Annotated in this window: 15 protein-coding genes; 12 read left to right on the top strand and 3 right to left on the bottom strand. The window is 45.9% G+C overall.

Annotated features, from left to right (window positions below; translation table 11 throughout):
* Positions 1 to 357: 357 nt before the first annotated feature.
* The gene (locus NDA06_RS23365; RefSeq protein WP_190435946.1) at positions 358 to 918 is read right to left on the bottom strand and encodes an opioid growth factor receptor-related protein; all 561 of its coding nucleotides are present in this window, start codon (positions 916 to 918) and stop codon (positions 358 to 360) included.
* A gap of 343 nt (positions 919 to 1261) precedes the next feature.
* Between NDA06_RS23365 and NDA06_RS23360 the strand changes: the two genes are divergently transcribed.
* From NDA06_RS23360 to NDA06_RS23335, 6 genes are all read left to right on the top strand, one after another.
* Positions 1262 to 1687, top strand: coding sequence for a pirin family protein (locus NDA06_RS23360; RefSeq protein ID WP_190429735.1), 426 nt, complete (start codon positions 1262 to 1264; stop codon positions 1685 to 1687).
* A complete protein-coding gene (locus NDA06_RS23355; protein WP_190986942.1) occupies positions 1684 to 2574 on the top strand; it encodes a hypothetical protein in 891 nt (296 codons plus the stop codon). Before NDA06_RS23360 ends, NDA06_RS23355 begins: the two co-directional genes overlap by 4 nt.
* A gap of 210 nt (positions 2575 to 2784) precedes the next feature.
* Positions 2785 to 3495 carry an SDR family oxidoreductase gene (locus NDA06_RS23350; protein WP_190986943.1) on the top strand — a complete coding sequence of 237 codons (711 nt, stop codon included), beginning with the start codon at positions 2785 to 2787 and terminating at the stop codon, positions 3493 to 3495.
* 287 nt (positions 3496 to 3782) lie between these two features.
* Positions 3783 to 4655, top strand: a complete 873-nt coding sequence (locus NDA06_RS23345; protein ID WP_190687602.1) for an MBL fold metallo-hydrolase — start codon at positions 3783 to 3785, stop codon at positions 4653 to 4655.
* A 213-nt stretch (positions 4656 to 4868) separates the two neighbouring features.
* On the top strand, positions 4869 to 6899 hold the full coding sequence (locus NDA06_RS23340) for an iron uptake porin (RefSeq protein WP_190986944.1): 2031 nt from the start codon (positions 4869 to 4871) through the stop codon (positions 6897 to 6899).
* A 171-nt stretch (positions 6900 to 7070) separates the two neighbouring features.
* Positions 7071 to 8207 carry a hypothetical protein gene (locus NDA06_RS23335; RefSeq protein WP_190986945.1) on the top strand — a complete coding sequence of 379 codons (1137 nt, stop codon included), beginning with the start codon at positions 7071 to 7073 and terminating at the stop codon, positions 8205 to 8207.
* Positions 8208 to 8312: 105 nt separating this feature from the next.
* Here NDA06_RS23335 and NDA06_RS23330 read toward each other — a convergent pair whose 3' ends face one another.
* The gene (locus tag NDA06_RS23330) at positions 8313 to 10001 is read right to left on the bottom strand and encodes an NAD(P)-binding protein (RefSeq protein WP_190986946.1); all 1689 of its coding nucleotides are present in this window, start codon (positions 9999 to 10001) and stop codon (positions 8313 to 8315) included.
* 615 nt (positions 10002 to 10616) lie between these two features.
* Here NDA06_RS23330 and NDA06_RS23325 point away from each other — a divergent pair.
* Positions 10617 to 11033, top strand: coding sequence for a DCC1-like thiol-disulfide oxidoreductase family protein (locus NDA06_RS23325; protein WP_190986947.1), 417 nt, complete (start codon positions 10617 to 10619; stop codon positions 11031 to 11033).
* A gap of 331 nt (positions 11034 to 11364) precedes the next feature.
* Positions 11365 to 11865 (top strand): hypothetical protein, encoded by a 501-nt coding sequence (locus NDA06_RS23320; protein WP_190411961.1) that lies wholly within the window; start codon positions 11365 to 11367, stop codon positions 11863 to 11865.
* 24 nt (positions 11866 to 11889) lie between these two features.
* Here NDA06_RS23320 and NDA06_RS23315 read toward each other — a convergent pair whose 3' ends face one another.
* On the bottom strand, positions 11890 to 12321 hold the full coding sequence (locus NDA06_RS23315; RefSeq protein ID WP_190411960.1) for a hypothetical protein: 432 nt from the start codon (positions 12319 to 12321) through the stop codon (positions 11890 to 11892).
* Between the two features lie 436 nt (positions 12322 to 12757).
* Here NDA06_RS23315 and NDA06_RS23310 point away from each other — a divergent pair, with 436 nt between their 5' ends.
* The 4 genes from NDA06_RS23310 to NDA06_RS23295 all read left to right on the top strand — a co-directional run bounded on the left by NDA06_RS23310 (position 12758) and on the right by NDA06_RS23295 (position 16667).
* Positions 12758 to 13609 carry an alpha/beta fold hydrolase gene (locus NDA06_RS23310; RefSeq protein WP_190986950.1) on the top strand — a complete coding sequence of 284 codons (852 nt, stop codon included), beginning with the start codon at positions 12758 to 12760 and terminating at the stop codon, positions 13607 to 13609.
* Positions 13610 to 13688: 79 nt separating this feature from the next.
* Complete coding sequence (gene psbQ, locus NDA06_RS23305) at positions 13689 to 14159, top strand: photosystem II protein PsbQ (RefSeq protein ID WP_242029085.1); 471 nt, start codon at positions 13689 to 13691, stop codon at positions 14157 to 14159.
* Between the two features lie 153 nt (positions 14160 to 14312).
* The gene (locus tag NDA06_RS23300; protein WP_190986948.1) at positions 14313 to 15410 is read left to right on the top strand and encodes an FAD-dependent oxidoreductase; all 1098 of its coding nucleotides are present in this window, start codon (positions 14313 to 14315) and stop codon (positions 15408 to 15410) included.
* 36 nt (positions 15411 to 15446) lie between these two features.
* The gene (locus tag NDA06_RS23295) at positions 15447 to 16667 is read left to right on the top strand and encodes a glycoside hydrolase family 3 protein (RefSeq protein WP_190986949.1); all 1221 of its coding nucleotides are present in this window, start codon (positions 15447 to 15449) and stop codon (positions 16665 to 16667) included.
* Positions 16668 to 16756: the final 89 nt, after the last annotated feature.

Below are 16756 nucleotides of genomic sequence, written 5' to 3'. Positions count from 1 at the left end.
ATCACCTTCTGACGCAGGTCATAACTATAGGGGTTTGCCATGAGCAGCTTGAATAACTTCAGGACAACAGGTGATCTCTACTCTACGTCCTAACTATCTTGGCGGTTGCTATAATTAATCGGTATTCATCAAAGCAACATATTGTGCTTACCCATAAAGGAGTCAGTAGGGGCGAATGCTTTGCCTCTGCTGACTCTATATTTTGCTTTTTTTACCAAATATTCCTACTAGACTGGCTTTCAAGGGAGATGAAGATTGCCCGCTCTCTTATCCAAGGGGAGGTAATTTTATTGTCGTTTTTCAGGAGAATGTTCGGGGTTCATTGCAACGAGCGTTTAGGCAATAAACCCCAAAAAATCAACTCATTTCAATTGCCCTTTTCCAAAAAGCATAAGTATCAGCTCCAATTTTTTGACTTTCTTCTGAGTAGATATTATCTAAACACTTAAAAAAAGCTTGAGCATAATTTTCTAATCCCAGAGTTGTCAAACATTTTAAAATTCTGGTGATTCGGAGGTAATTATGATTCAGAGGCTCAATCCAAGCCCGTTTTCTATCTTGATATTGATCGGATTTCGTGATTACAATATTGTTTACGTTTCCTTCATTGCATTTAAATCCATAAAACCTGAGCATTATTTTAAATGACTTTTGCAGACGTGTTTTAAGTAGAGGATCTGTCCGAAAAGCTTGAGCAATTTCATCATTTAGAATCAGTGCATTAGGGTTGTAGCCACTTTTATCTTTCAGGGGGAAAAGCCACTGAACATAGTCATGAATCCGTTCAAGCTTTTCGTAATTCCATGACCAAATCTCGTCGATCATCCGTCCTTCTGAATCAGGCTGTTGACTAAGATAGAAAGCCACAAGAGCCGGGGATGCTTTAGCAACCAATTCTTTGTCAGATGATTTTGCCATAAGTGTTCCTCTGCAATTAATCAAATGTTAACAATCTGGGAAATCAGCTAGATTCACGCTCATTCTAAAGCTGGCAGGGCGATAGAAAAGTCTATGAGTACTTTTGTTGCAAACGACCCTTTAGATCCGAGGAGATAACTAGAGTATTTAGCATTCCTCGTTATGGAACTATCTCGCTTTCCTCACAAAAGCTACAGTGCCTAGTAGCGCTAACAACAGTTATTAACTGTTGCCTTCATTACAATAACCGTTGATAATTTCAACAATGCCAATGTAGCTGCTAGCGTTAGGCGATCGCATGAACTGACATCCGTGTCTGACTACTCAAACCGAGGTGCAAGCGATGAGTCAAGATACGCTCAATTTAATCCACGACAGGCAAAATCGCGGTTATACCAAGCTAGGTTGGCTGGATAGCGATCGCACCTTTTCCTTGGGGGGTTTGTTTGACCCAGAGCCAATGAGATTTTGCACTCTCAGGCTGATTCACGATGATAGAGTCTTACCCGGTTCTGGTTTCGGTACCCACAGTCATCATGACATGGAAATCCTCACCTACGCCCTAGACGCCCTAGAAGGTGCTATAGAAGAGCATCAAGATAGGTTGGGGATGGGGAATCGGACAGGTACTTATCCAAGAGAAGCACAGATGATGAGTGCTGGCGCTGGCATCACCCACCGTGAATTTAATTTCTCTGAAACTAATCCCGTCTACTTTCCCCAAATTTGGATGATTTCCGATCCAGAAGAATTAGGTAAAAAACGATGACACAACCCATTCGCATTTTGCTCCAGACAACCATCCCGACAACAGAAGATGACTGGAGCATTTGGCGCTTCTCCTTGTTACGCGACTATCTCGCATCCCTGACAGATGAAGCGGGGAATCCCTTGTTTGAAGTAACAGAACGCGATCGCGTGTCAGATGCAGACGGCAACGACCCGATTTTAAGTACCCTCGACCGCTCGGATTTTGACCAGCTATGGCTATTTGCATTAGATACTGGCGAAGGTCTGACGGAAAAAGATTGTGCGGGAATTAATGCATTTCGCCGACGCGGTGGAGGTATCCTCACCACCCGCGATCATCAAGATATGGGTTGCTCCATGTACGGTCTGGGTGACATCGGCGCGATCCACTTTTTCAACACCAAAAATCCAGACCCCGACGAATCTCGCTGGTGCATTGACGATCCCTACACAACCTATATTTCCTGGCCTAACTATCATTCTGGGCGCAATGGCGACTATCAAAAAATAACCCCCACCGAACCCATTCACGAACTTCTACGCAATCCCAATTCACCTTCTGGATTAGTCGAATATTTTCCAACTCATCCCCACGAGGGTGCAATCGGAGTTCCCACAGGCGCAAAGAATGCTCGTGTGATTGCAATGGGCAAAAGCTTAATTACAGGTCGTCCCTTTAATCTGGCTGTTGTTATCGAAAGTGAAAAAGACACTGACGGCAATACCCTAGGGCGTGCAGTTGCTGCATCGAGTTTTCACCATTTTGTCGATTACAACTGGGACATCGAAAAAGGTTGTCCTAGCTTTGTGGATGAGGCTCCCGGCGATGGCATGAACCAAGAGCCACGCGCCCTAGAAAATATCAAGACTTATGTGCGTAATGTTGCTTTGTGGCTTGCGCCCTAATGCGTACAGGAAACTGTACCCGCGTTGCTAATTTTGCTTCTGTACGTTCATCCACCCATGACAAGAAATTAACCAGATTCTGAGCAACTTCCCAAAGAATCTGCTGAGACTTCATTGATAAATCAGTCCTGAAATTTTTGCAGAACACTCAATAAAAGCAAAAAAGTCTAGAGTAGAAACAAAGGGAGCAGTGGAAGTATAGAAAATCCAATGAAGAAAGTCGCAATTGTCACGGGTGCCAATCGGGGACTGGGTTTTGAAACTTGCCGACAACTCGCAAAGCGAGATATCCAAGTGATTCTGACCAGTCGTGACGAAGCAAAGGGGAAAGCAGCCGTTGAGAAATTGCAAGCTGAAGGCTTAGAGGTAGTTTCTCATCCGCTTGATGTCACCAGTGCAGAGAGTATTGAGCATCTTGCTCAGTTCATCCGCAATCAATTTGGGCGATTAGATATTCTGGTGAACAATGCTGGAATTGCTAGAGATCCTTTAGGAGATCCAGAGGGTAGTATCTTCAACACCGAGGTTAGTACCATTCGCGAAACGATGGAGACGAATTTACACGGTCCATTAATGCTTTGCCAAGCATTAATTCCGCTGATGAAAGAACATCAGTATGGGCGTGTTGTGAACGTATCATCGGGAGCAGGGCAGTTATCCGACATGAACACTGGATTTCCCGCTTATCGAATCTCCAAAACCGCATTAAATGCCCTCACGCGGATTTTTGCCAATGAGTTGGAAGGCACCAATATTTTAGTGAATTCTGTGTGTCCTGGCTGGGTAAGAACCGATATGGGTGGCCCAAATGCTACTAGGTCTGTAGAGCAAGGAGTTGATACTATTATGTGGCTGGCGACCCTTCCAGATGATGGCCCCACGAGTGGTTTTTTCCGCGATCGCCAACCCATTGATTGGTAAGCACAATCGCATCCCATTTCTATATCTATTTGCTTTAGGTTAGACAGACGCGAGCAAGTACGTTCCTACAATTTTTGTAGTCCCACCTTTAAAAGGGATGAGTAGCTTATTTTTATCATCTCTCTAAAGTTAGGTTTTTTGAACTAATGGACTCAAGTACAGGAAGTTGAACAATGTCGGCAAATTGATCTGCAAATTGAGCCTTTTCTATCTCCCTTTTTCGAGCTTCCACTTTAAGGCATTTATTTTGCACAAGATTTTTTTTAAACAACCAATTAGGTTAGATTATGGCTCACTTAAATCAGCGTCACCCTGAAAATATTAGTGGCGATTTTTACGTTGATACGACTTGTATTGATTGCGATACTTGTCGTTGGATGACTCCAGAGGTGTTTTATCGCACCGATGAGCAGTCAGCAGTTTATCATCAGCCAGAAAATGAGGCTGAAAGATTAAAAGCAATGCAGGCTCTTTTGTCTTGTCCTACGGCTTCCATTGGGACTGTGGAGAAGCCAAAAGACGTTAAAGATGCTCAGCACAGTTTTCCGATTTTAGTCGCTGAAAATGTCTATCATTGCGGCTATCATGCAGAAAATTCCTATGGCGCTGCTAGCTATTTAATTGTGCGACCGGAAGGCAATGTGTTAGTTGATTCTCCCCGCTTTACGCCTCCTCTGGTGAAGCGGCTAGAGGAAATGGGGGAGATTCGCTATATGTATCTGACGCACCGAGATGATGTAGCGGATCATCAAAAGTATGCCGAGCATTTTGGGTGTCAGCGAATTCTCCACACCGACGAAATCTCTTCGGGTACTCGCAATGTGGAAATTCAGCTAACTGGCTTAGAGTCAGTACAGTTGGAGCCAGATTTGTTAATTATTCCAGTGCCCGGTCATACAAAAGGTCACACGGTTTTACTGTACAAAAATAAATTTCTGTTCACGGGAGATCATCTGGCTTGGTCGCCAAGTTTAAATCACTTGTTTGCCTTCCCCGATGTCTGTTGGTATTCCTGGCCTGAATTGCTTAAATCAATGCGAAAGCTGGCTAATTACTCGTTTGAGTGGGTGCTACCCGGTCACGGACGCCGATACCATGCTGACAATGAGACGATGCGCCAGCAGATGCAGCAGTGTATCGCCTGGATGGAAGCGCGTTAAAGTCTTTTTGATTTTCTCAACGCCTCTTGAACAAGGGGGTTAGAAGCACACCGCGTCAGAAGGATAGCGCCTCAATGCGTAACTTGTGACGCCAAAAACTGATATGGCAACGGCATTCCTAAGTGGGGTGCCGTTTTTTTTAGTTGATTTCCTGAAGTTAGCAATTTCGGCTGTCAAAGGTAACGGCTATGTATCCAGAATGACTAGAATCTCATGAGCGACTTCAGCCTGGTAGTTGTCGGACTGTTAACTGCTGGGAAAAACTCAACTTTGCCACCCTCAGCCGTAATGCCTCAGCCATCCGAGCGATCGCTCGATGCAACTGAGCCTCAACCTGTTTTAAAGCCTTCCGTCACGGTTGAAGTCACGCAGCCAGAATTCTCAACTTCCAATCGCCCGACTTCTCAAACCAGTCCCGTTTTGATCCCCCCAACCCCCCTTAAAAAGGGGGGAAATCCAGTTAAAGTCCCCCTTAAAAAGGGGGATTTAGGGGGATCGATCAACGTTTTGCCACTTAACCAAAAATCGTACACGGTAGCCGCAAGCGAGGGGAATGAGGGGGGTAAGGGAAGGGGGAATAATATTACTCCCCTCGCCTCGCAGGAGAGGAGTCGGGAGAGAGGTGTGTTAGGGGAAATGAGTTCTACGAATGCCTCGGAACCAATACCCCCAGAAACTCAGCCGAAAGATGCTGGTTTAGAAAATATCGCTGACGGCGATGAATTAGACGATCCGATGAGTCAATTAACATCAGTCGATCAACTGACCGATGTTACTCCGGAAGATTGGAGTTACCAAGCCCTAAAAAACCTAACAGAACGGTATGGAGTCATCTCCGGCTACCCGGATGGCAGCTTTCGCGGCAACCGTTCTCTTAGCCGCTACGAATTTGCCGCCGCCCTCAATGCTGCCCTGGAAAAAATTTTCACGCAACCCCAAGGCATTCCTCAAGATGATTTAGCAACCCTGCAACGGCTTCAACAAGACTATGCCACGGAACTAGCGGAAGTGAAAGGTCGAGTCGATAACTTAGAAAGTCGGACAGCACAGCTCGAAAATCACCAATTTTCTACCAATACTCGACTATTTGGGCAAGCAATTGTTGGCTTGCAGGGAAGCAATCAAGTAGATGTGGATTTGTTCCCCAGAGATGGGGTGCCGGAACGTTCTGGTCAGGCTCAGTTGACTCTAGCAAGTAACGTTCAACTGTCTCTGGTAACCTCGTTTACAGGACAGGATTTACTGCTGACGGGGCTTCAGGGTGGAAATCTCGCCTCTTCTGCACCCTTTGTCTTTACCAATATGGGTCGATTATCGACTGAGTTAGAAACTAACAACGACCTGGTTTTGAGCGACCTTTCCTATCGGTTTCCAGTCACGGATAACTTCGGCGTTATTGTTGGTCCGGCTGGTGTTAACCCTGCCAATACATTTCGCGGTATCAATCCTTTAGAAGGTTCGGGAGATGGTTCGATTTCCTTATTAGGTCAGCGCAACCCCATTCTGTCAATTGGCAACGGCACTGGCGGCATTGGATTTGACTGGCAAATTAACAAACGCCTGAGTTTACAAGCCGTCTACAGCGCTGAACTTCCTGGCTTTACCAGTAATAGCAGCCAAGGTGGACTATTTGGCGGTAGAACCAGTGCGGGCGTGCAGTTCACCATTGCACCGACAAATAATCTGGATATTGGGTTGCACTATATCTATTCACACTCTCCCGATGGTTTGCTGGGTATCGGCACCGGCGACAATCAACTCATTTCGCCCTTGGCACCGATTATTTCGCCATCGACTTCTTTTGCCTTTAATACTCACGCCGTGGGAGGGACTTTGGCTTGGCGCGTCAACCCTAGATTGACTTTAGGGACTTGGGGAGGGTGGACTTCTTCAGACCCGGTCAATCTTTCGGGTTCTGTGGAAACTACGAATTGGATGTTATTTTCTGCGTTTCCTGACTTGTTTGGTAGAGGAAATTTGGGGGGAATTTTGTTTGGACAGCCGCCGAAAATTACTTCCAGTACCTTGCCGGATGGCTTCAATCTTCCCAACTTTTTGACCAATTTGAGTGGAACGCCGGGAGGGCGTCGTGACACGGCTTTGCACCTAGAGCTGTTTTATCGAGCCAGATTGACGGATAACATTTTCCTGACTCCAGGGGTGTTGGTGGTTTTCAACCCCGACCATAATGCGGCAAATGACACGTTAGTAGTGGGAACGATGAGAGCAACTTTCCGGTTTTAAGGAGAAAAGCTAGTAAAAGCGAAAAAGCTCTGATAAATGAAATAACCCGTTGCGGTTTCGGCAAATTTCCCCAGTATATGTGATTGAGTGAGGCACAAACTGGCGGAAGCTTTGCTTTGCCATGATGCGATCGCTCTATTTTTTGGCTAATACCAATCGGAAAGAATATTTATGCGATCGCTATCTTCAAAAACTCAGCTGAGTTTAAGCTTACTGATTAGCAGTAGTTTAACCGCTACGATCGTGGGCTTGGGAGCAAATGGTGCTTTTGCCCAAGTAACCATTAACAGTAGCGGTACAGTCACGGGTACCTTTACCCTTCCCCCCGCTAACCCAAATTTCAACCAAAGCACGACTAGAGTTGACACCAATGCCGCAGGACAATATTTCCGCAACGGCGTCCTCGTCTACACTGCACCCAATCCTAGCTATGTAGGAACCAAAGCCGATGGCACTCATTATGTAGACTTTCGCGGTATTCCCGTTGTCTCCACGAATGGAACGATTACCTCTCCAGTTCTAACTAGCGGCAATCTTCAACCCAAAAAGCAAACTGGGCAAGAAGGAACCACCTTATTTGGCACAATTCAAGATGAATTTGTCGCCAGAGGCTTCTGGGAAGGCGTTGTCACCGATCCAAAAACCGGGCAACAGTATCAAGGTGTATTTGAAATTAGGGGTCAGGGGCCTAGATATAGCGATGCCAACGGAGGCACCAGTCCCACGGTATTTGATTTTGGATCTGAATACAATTTCGGCAACAACTTGCCACCTACCGTACCGAAACCCCTCCCTACTTTTACTATCCCTGCCGGTGGTATGCCGGTGAAATTACAGGTGAAAGTGCCTGCAAATGCCGTTTTAATTACTCCAACACCTGTCCCAGCACCAACACCTGTCCCAGCACCAACACCTGTCCCAGCACCAACACCTGTCCCAGCGCCAGCACCCACCTCCTCAACACCCACCCCAGTAACCTCTCCAGTAACCTCCCCAATAACCACCCCAGTATCTGCCCCAGCACCCATTAGCAGTGGCGGTAGTCCAGCCAGTGGAGGAACCCCATCCCCATCCCCATCCGGGGCAAATGTGCCTCCCTCACTCTTCAGCCGCAATGACTCTACTGAGGTTAATCATGTAGTTTTGGAGTCTTCCACGACAGCCGCAACCAGTTGTACGCCTAATCAAGGCAGCAACTCAACAAGTGTCTCATCTTCTGCCAACGAGCAGACAGCAGGATGCTCCTCGATTGAGCTGACGACATCTGAGCAACCCATTGGGCCTCGGAGTCGAGTGCTGTTGCGTTAATGGAGGGTTTGCCAACGTTAATTAGCTTTGCTTTGTAGAAGAGGATACACAGCCTTTGCCCCTACAAAGCTAATTGACTAAACGCTTCTAGCCAGTACAGAATCCTCAACTGGCTAGAAGTTGAGAAGGCGTCACGCGCCACAATTGCTCTAGCCGATTTGCTGGCATCGTCAAATACAAAATATCGCCAGGACTGAGGCAAGTTTCCAAAACATCCCAGCCGTGAATCGTTTGACAGTTGGTTTCGATATACAAAGGCACAAAGTCGGCGTCCATTGCCGATTCTTGAACGCGCTTACCACAAAACGGATGCCCTGGTGTAATCATGGTGGCTAAAGCGATCCAAAGACTATCGCCAGTGATCCCATTACCTAAAATTCGTCCTCCTAAAGCCGCTGCTGCAAAGGAAGGTGCGGCTAATTCAGTCGGACTCAGTACGGCATCAAATTCAAATACCTTTTGCGCTTGGGATGCAAAGTGGGGGTCTTGATTCCGCACTACGACGGCTAACTTTGGTGCAATCCCTTTAGCGCTAAGGGCAATCTCTAAATTCGCCATATCGTCGCTGGTGACAGCTAAGAGGGCGTCTGCCTTGTCTACATTGGCAGCTTTTAGAGTAGTAGCTAAACTGGCATCTCCTTGAATCACGGGCACTTTCAAAGCGCGGACGGTGTTGAGAAAGCGATTGTTGGCGTCCCGTTCGATGACAACTACCTCATGTCCGTGGGTATGGAGTTGGTTGACGATTTGAACTCCAATACCGCCGAGTCCGCACACAATGTAGTGATTTCGCCCTGGAACTCGTGCGGCGTCCCAAAATTGTTTGAACCGGGTGCCTAAAACAAAATCGTTGAGGAGAGCATAGCAAATCCCGATTACACCAGCACCGAGCAGCATCATCATTGCGGTAAAGATTTTAATGCTATCGGGTGCGTGTTCTGCGACTTTCTCGTTACCACCGGCACCTGTAATCATGCCAACCGAAAAATAAAGGGAGTCAACGACAGATATTTTTGCATCGACACAAACATAAGTGAGGGTGGCAACAAAAACGGTGATCAGGAGGACTAGGGTAACAACTGCTATCGGTTGACCGTATTGCGGAAACTGTTGGAAGTTGGTCAGGACTTTGAAAAGTTTCGGAAGTACGGGTTTGCCAGAGGTGCGGACGCTGGGTTGGGTGCCAACAATTAAGCGATCGCCTATTTGCAACTTTTGCCCATACACGACGGCAGAAATGAGATCCATCTGACCGTCCACCGGCAAGTAGTAAATCAGCATCCGAGAACGGTCATCCCACAAGTCACTTAACTTACGACCGATCCAAGGATGCATTTCATCAATATGTTCTTCGTGGATGGGCCAAGTTTGGTTAAACAGCCGCAACTGTCCAATCGCTCGACTTCCCAAGGCGGCAAAGGCAAACACGGGCGCGGCTAGGGCAGCAACGCTCATGGTGACGTGATCTGCAAGCGTCTGGTTAAGGCGATCGCCCAAGCTCGTATTAAATAATCTGTTGATAATCCGAATCCGAGGATTGAGAACTCGTGCCTGAGTGAGAATCGCTAAGTTCAGCGCCTCGTCTTCCCCAGCCAGCACTAACGTTTGGGCTTCCTGAATCCCCGCTGCTTTTAGGGTAGAAGCTGCCCGTAATTCTCCAATTACGACATCATAATCTTCACCCGGAATCGATTCGGCATGGATGCCAATCACGCTTGCTCCCTGCTGTCTTAGCAAGGAAAATATTTTATACCCAGTCAAACCTAAGCCGCAGACAATAATTTTGGGTTTCATCCCGCCTAATCACTGCCTAAATATTCGTGCAATTGAACATTCTTACTGAGTTCCGCTCAAAGGACTGTAGCCGTATACACCGCTAAGACATTGCTTGTCTTCAGGCGGTTGGAACGATCGCTGAATACACCATGCAGACGATCGCGTTGTGAGTGCGAGATCGTTTCGCTCACATCTTGCACCAGTTGTAATAATCCGCCAATAAAATCCGCCAATGAATCGATTTTATCGTGGGTTTTGGAGCTAATTGAGAACAGTGCAAGATATCAAACTCACTTCTTTTTTGCACTGTTGTGCGTGTGGATTGCTAGGTACTGCTACCTGTTTTTTTCTGCTTTTACTTGGAAACTTTAGCTCTGTGGACTATTTATGGGTTAGTTTCAAGACTAGGTCTGCCCTTCGAGAGAATTAGCAAACTAGTAGATTAGGTTATCCTAGTAATTGTCTAGAAATTGGCTCGACTGCGTCGTAGCCGATACCGTCAAGTTAGTGGATATCAAAGGATGTATCTTCCTTATTCAGATGTTGAGTCATTGAGGTTAAATCAACTCTACACCTTAGATATACGCTCCGAAAGTATGCCTCGAATTAATTATAAAAAAAGCTGTTAACTCAATGACTTACCATGTAATTTATGATGGCAATTGCAATCTCTGCGTCACCCTTGTGCAACTGCTGGAAGGTTTAGATAAAGGGCAGATGTTTCAGTACATTCCGATGCAAGATCCAGAAGCCCTCAAGCACTTTGGAATTACATCCCAAGATTGTGAAATGGGAATGATCTTGATTGATGCCGATACGCCTGAGAGACGGTGGCAGGGAAGTGATGCAGCAGAAGAAATTGGGCGATTGTTGCCAATGGGGAGCGTATTTGTGGATGCATATCGAGCTTTACCGGGGGTGAAGTGGATGGGCGATCGCACTTACGAACAAATCCGCGATAACCGTTACACCATCTTTGGCAAACGTTCTTCTACTTATCAATCTAGTTACCCAGCTAGTTTTTGTTCTACGGGATGTGTTACTGAATAAGAACTCACAAAAATATTTGGTGGGAAACTGAAAGCGATCGCCCAAACAAGGCAACACCCTAAAAGTAGAGGGGAAGCATTGGGATACTCTCGCCAAAGCTTTCCTTCCCCAGGTAGACGCTAGGCAGTAGTTTTCGTTTTTAAAATAATAGTTAGCTATCGCTGTCCTGTTGCGAAAAGTCGCCGCTTAAAAGCTGGTGGCTTGGTTTTACAATTGCTGGCTTGGGGCGGTGATTTAACAAGGGCGGGAAAAAAGCTTTATCAAGGTTTGATCGGGGGGTTATCTACTGCTGTAGCGACTAGCTGCGAAGTAGATTTAGGAGATTTGGGCAATGAACAAGAGATTTACGAATAATCGGGTTGCCGATAGAACAAAGAGCTTTTCCGAAGGATTTTGGAACAGTGGCGGCGCGATCGCATTAGCGCTGCTTGCCATGCTTCTTCCTGGTTGCGTAGCTGTCCAGAAAGAAGCGGCTGCCCCTGAACCTACCACAGCCGTTGAAAAAGTTGCTCAAAACACGGATCAACTGATTGGTCAGACAGTGACGGTCAGTGGCGAAGTTGAAGAAATTATTGGTCCCAAAGCGTTTCAGTTAGAAGACGACAAAATATTCAGTGGCGAAAAAGTGTTGGTTTTGAATGCAGTTTCTGCCACAGTTCCGATCGCTGAAGGTAAGAATGTTACGGTGACAGGGCAAGTTCGGAAATTCGTCCTGGATGATTTTGAGAAAGAGTACAACTTAACGAACGATTTAAATGTCAAGAAGAAAATGGAAGCCGAATTTGAAGGCAAGCCGGTAGTCATTGCTCAGACAACCCAAGTTATCGAGTAATTCCTTAGGGATTACCCATTCGACTTAAGCGATTTCTTCGCTGTTGAACAGTTCAAATATTTGCCGACAAAAGTGCTTCAGCTTTTCCCCTACTTCTGGCACTGGCTGGGATTCCCCGACAAACTGCCACTCCTCTACGGTCGAGAGTAGCCACTGTTTGCCTTTATGGTCAAAACCTGCTAATTCGACACCGATAGCACGGCGAATCCCAGTCACGGGGTCTTCGTAAAAGCGAATCTGTACCAAGATGCTGCGGCTTTGAAATAAGCGACTTCTGCCAGGAAAATGGAAGCCGATATCAATTGAATCCGGATCGACTAACTCTCTAGTATCCGGGTCGTTTGCCCAAGGTTTTAAATCTGCTCTTGCATCAGGAAACTCAGATTTGTAGAGATTGACAACAGCAGCAATCTTACTAGCGACTTGTATGTTTGTGGCCTGTTCAGCTGCATTCACTTCGCTTGGGTTCCCCTAAACTTGCGCGTTTTCAGTTGTTTTGGCGTTTAAATATAACAGGATGTTCTCTATTTCGCAACTTGGTAGAGCATCCTTCTTTAAGTTTATTCATTGACGCGATAAGAATGGTAAATCTGGATACTATACAAGTGCTATTTTTTAAGGTATATTCAAATAATGGAAATATGTGCGTTTTTTGAACTTGCCCTTAAATTTCCATTATAAAGAATTGAGTAAAAAATAAATATAAACTCCTAATAATATACCAGAAAAAATTGCTAAATTATCATGAAATCCTTGAAATTCTAATATTTCAACAGCGGAATTGTAGATGCAATTTTAACCAGAATACTAAAATTAAAACTTGACTTGCTTTGCCGGAGATTCCCGCTTTTGCGGTAAGCTCAAGCAACCGGGAGATGTGCAGGCAAAGATAGTGTCAACCAATGAGCAATTAATCAAGATCGGTTCCTTGGAATGGTTTTACCGGGAAGAGAATCCGATTGGTAGAAGTGATAACCTGCCAGTTCTGCTGCTGCACGGGTTGCCGTCGCAGAGTTATAGCTGGAGCGGGGTAATGCCCGGATTAGCAGAGAAAGGGTATAGAGCGATCGCGCCTGACTGGATTGGTTTTGGCTTCTCGGCGAAACCAGAGCGGCGGGACTTTGCGTATACACCCGATACCTTCATCAACGCACTAGCAGAATTCATCCAACACCTGGAAATCGAGCGATTCTATCTGGTTGTTCAGGGATTTTTGGGTTCTGTGGGACTCCAGTACGCTCTGCGTCATCCAGGCCAAATCGAGCGCTTGGTTATCCTCAATACACCTGTGGCAACGACTGCCAAGCTGCCTTGGAAGATTCAACAACTGGGTCTGCCTTTTGTCGGCGATATGATGACGCAAGACCCGCTCTTGGTGGACAGAACCTTAGAAGGTGGTAGCCGCTACGTCATCCCAGATAAGGATTTAGACGTTTACCGCCGTCCCTACCTCAAAAGTTCGGATGCGGGGCGAAGTCTCCTGTACACCGTGCGGAATCTCCAGCTTCAGCAGTCGATGGCAGAAATAGAATCCGGTTTTCAAAGCTGGACGCAGCCAACTTTAATTGCCTGGGGGATGAAAGACCCCTGGCTTCCCTTCACTCAAGCGCAACAGCTAGCGAGTGCCATCCAGAGGGCAGAAATCATGAAGATGGAAGAAGTCGGGCATTATCCTCAAGACCATTGGTCGGACAAAGTCAGCGATGCGATTCAAGGGTTTCTGCGTCGTCAGGCAATTGGATAATGGGTGATATCATCTCTTTTTCTCTTCTCCTCTCGCGTTTTCCCGATTTTTCTCTAAAATAACAGGGGAAATTTGATTCATGGTTTCAAAAAATAGCATGATGGCACGTTATCGGTCTATTTTGGGTTTAATTTTGGCAGTGGTAGCCACATTTATGATTAGTTGCGGTAGTGCAACTGCGGCAACGAAATCGGCTCCTACTTACACGGCGGCTCAGATTGAGCAGATTCAGCAATCGCTTCCAGGAATTCAAGAACAGCGCGATCGCCTTAACACATTGCAAACCTTCATCCAACAACGGCGATGGGTAGATGTGGGTACATTTATTCACGGGCCACTAGGAGATTTGCGACGGAATATGAACCGTGTGGCGGATAGCTTGGCTCCTAAGGACAAACAGGCGGCGCGTCAAGCAGCAAAAGATTTGTTCAGCGATCTGGTCAGAATCGATCAGGCTGCGAAAGAGGCGGATTATCAGCAAGCGGTGACAAATTTCCGCTCTGTATTGCAAGAGTTCGACGCCTTTATGAACTTGATTCCGAAGGCATAGCCAATTAAGGGGTAATTGGGAAAAAGTTATTAGTCCTGGGTCATTTGTCATGAGTTCGTTGCTACTGACTCAGAATTCAGGGCTGATCGTCATTACCGATTACCCCGTTACCGATTACCCATTTCTCATGCGCTCTTTCTGATGCGCTCTCAGATGAGTCAGGTTGTAATTATTGGATGCGGCGTTGTTGGGGCTGCGATCGCTTATGAACTCAGTCTAATTCCAGGGCTAACAATTACAGTCTTGGACAAGCAACCACCCGCACAAGCCGCCACTGGCGCTGCATTGGGCGTCTTGATGGGCGCGATCAGTCACAAAATTAAGGGCAATGCCTGGAAAATGCGGCAGGCTAGCATCCAGCGCTATGAAACCCTGATTCCAGAGCTAGAAGCGCTTTTAGACCGTCAGATCCCCTTCAACTGCCAGGGAATTCTGATGCTCTGCTTTGCCGGTGAAGATTTATCTCGTTGGGAAAAACTGGTAGAAATTCGCCACACTCAAGGCTGGCACCTGGAAATTTGGGACGCCGCCCAACTCCAGTCTCGCTGTCCTCATTTGAGTCATGAGATAATCGGCGCGATTTATTCTCCCCAAGATCGGCAACTCGACCCGGTTGCTCTGACTTTAGCGCTGGTTGATGCTGCCCAACGCAACGGCGTTACCTTTAAATTTGGCGTCACCGTCTTAGAAGAGGAAGCAACAAATGCGGACATTCGCCACATTCAAACAACCGCAGGGCAAGTTGATGTTGATTGGTTAATTGTGGCAGCAGGGCTAGGTTCCACCCCACTCACAGCGTCTTTAAAACAACCGATTGATATTCGCCCGGTATTGGGACAAGCGTTGCACTTGCGCCTAGCGCAGCCAATGGGGCGTGCAGATTTCCAGCCGACAATTACAGGCAATGATGTCCACATTGTGCCCGTAACGGACACAGAATACTGGGTTGGTGCGACGGTGGAGTTTCCCCATAATGGGGATGAGATAGTGGCAGATGCCGCCCATCTGGATGCAGTCATGGCGCAAGCGATCGCTTTTTGCCCAAGTCTAGAAGAAGCCACAATCCTTAAAACTTGGTCGGGATTGCGTCCCCGCCCCGAAGGACGCCCCGCCCCTGTTATCGGTCTTCTGCCCGGTTACAGCAATGTTCTTCTCGCCACAGGTCATTATCGCAACGGCGTTTTACTCGCACCCGCCACCGCCCAAGCGATTCGGGAACTGATTGAGCGATCGCTCAATCAAGATAAATAATCGTCAAACTATGTCTAGTTTTTCTTTTCTGTTTAAATGGTTAATTTACTTAAAATACTTAAAGTATTTTTAGCGATCGCACTTCTATTCCTTGCCTTTAATTTAAAAGCGCCTTTCCTCCCAAGCATAAAGTTTTATTTATTTTTAGGTTTAATCGCAATCAATTTAGCTTTGATTTTTACTGAAATCAAAGCCTTTACTCTCTCGAAGCTTAAAAAAAAATTCCTGAATAAAACACTCCTAGTGATTGCTTGCCTAAGTCTTTTTACAGCTTTAACAGTTGAAATAAGATTCAATTTACTGAAACAAAGTTTATTCCACGCCAACCCATCCCAAATAGAAAAGCTGGGTCAGCACTTTATTATTGGCTACCGAGACTTAAATGAAGTAAAGAAGCTAGTTTCTAAAAAAGCCATAGGCGGTATATTTCTCACAACCAGAAATATTAGAAATAAAAACCAAGAAGATATCAAGCAAGAAATTAATGCTTTGCAGGAGATTCGCCGCAGTCAAGGTTTATCTCCTTTATGGATAACGACCGATCAAGAAGGGGGTGTAGTATCTCGATTATCTCCCCCTCTAACCCAATTACCTCAATTATCAAAAGTAATTTCTGAGTCGGCAAATCTAGAACAAGCGAAAGATAAAGTCATCAAGTATGCCAAAATTCAGGCAAGTGAGCTATCTACAATTGGAATCAATCTAAATTTTGCCCCTGTGGTGGATTTAAACAAAGGAGTGATTAATCCAAACGATAAATTTTCTAAGATTTATAAGCGAGCTATTTCATCTGATAAAAAAGTCGTTGAAAAATTTGCTTTATTATATTGTCAGACGTTAGAAGCTAATGGGGTTAGATGTACGATTAAGCATTTTCCGGGATTGGGAAGAGTAGAGACCGACACCCATCTTGAAAGTGCAGAATTGCATACTTCCGTGAATGAATTAGCGCAGGATGATTGGGTACCCTTCCGGACATTAATGAGTAATTCTCAGGCTTTTACAATGTTGGGTCATGCTAAATTGATGGCGGTAGATGCTAAACATCCCGTCTCCTTTTCCCAGAAAGTAATTAGCATGATTAGAAATGATTGGCAACAGGATGGGGTTTTAATCACTGACGATTTTTGTATGTATGCAGTTTACAACAGTCAAGATGGTTTGAGAAATGCTACTGTCAAGGCGCTGAATGCCGGAGCCGATTTGATATTGATTGCTTACGATCGCGATTTATATAGCAACCGCCAAGATAGTTAGGACGTAGAGTAGAGATCACCTGTTGTCCTGAAGTTATTCAAGCTGCTCATGGCAAACCCCTATAGTTATGACCTGCGTCAGAAGGTGAT

This window comes from Trichocoleus sp. ST-U1 (assembly GCF_039961835.1).
Lineage (GTDB): Bacteria > Cyanobacteriota > Cyanobacteriia > Cyanobacteriales > FACHB-T130 > FACHB-T130.
Note: the sequence above shows the minus strand (reverse complement) of the source record. Positions and strands in the feature narration are given on the sequence as shown.

Excerpts from the sequence above, each read along its gene's own strand:
- NDA06_RS23320 (WP_190411961.1), top strand. The coding sequence starts at position 11,365 with ATGAACAAGAGATTTACGAATAATCGGGTTGCCGATAGAACAAAGAGC.
- psbQ (WP_242029085.1), top strand. The coding sequence starts at position 13,689 with ATGGTTTCAAAAAATAGCATGATGGCACGTTATCGGTCTATTTTGGGT.
- NDA06_RS23340 (WP_190986944.1), top strand. The coding sequence starts at position 4,869 with ATGAGCGACTTCAGCCTGGTAGTTGTCGGACTGTTAACTGCTGGGAAA.
- NDA06_RS23300 (WP_190986948.1), top strand. The coding sequence starts at position 14,313 with ATGAGTCAGGTTGTAATTATTGGATGCGGCGTTGTTGGGGCTGCGATC.
- NDA06_RS23355 (WP_190986942.1), top strand. The coding sequence starts at position 1,684 with ATGACACAACCCATTCGCATTTTGCTCCAGACAACCATCCCGACAACA.
- NDA06_RS23350 (WP_190986943.1), top strand. The coding sequence starts at position 2,785 with ATGAAGAAAGTCGCAATTGTCACGGGTGCCAATCGGGGACTGGGTTTT.
- NDA06_RS23325 (WP_190986947.1), top strand. The coding sequence starts at position 10,617 with ATGACTTACCATGTAATTTATGATGGCAATTGCAATCTCTGCGTCACC.
- NDA06_RS23295 (WP_190986949.1), top strand. The coding sequence starts at position 15,447 with ATGGTTAATTTACTTAAAATACTTAAAGTATTTTTAGCGATCGCACTT.
- NDA06_RS23335 (WP_190986945.1), top strand. The coding sequence starts at position 7,071 with ATGCGATCGCTATCTTCAAAAACTCAGCTGAGTTTAAGCTTACTGATT.
- NDA06_RS23365 (WP_190435946.1), bottom strand. The coding sequence starts at position 918 with ATGGCAAAATCATCTGACAAAGAATTGGTTGCTAAAGCATCCCCGGCT.
- NDA06_RS23360 (WP_190429735.1), top strand. The coding sequence starts at position 1,262 with ATGAGTCAAGATACGCTCAATTTAATCCACGACAGGCAAAATCGCGGT.
- NDA06_RS23345 (WP_190687602.1), top strand. The coding sequence starts at position 3,783 with ATGGCTCACTTAAATCAGCGTCACCCTGAAAATATTAGTGGCGATTTT.
- NDA06_RS23330 (WP_190986946.1), bottom strand. The coding sequence starts at position 10,001 with ATGAAACCCAAAATTATTGTCTGCGGCTTAGGTTTGACTGGGTATAAA.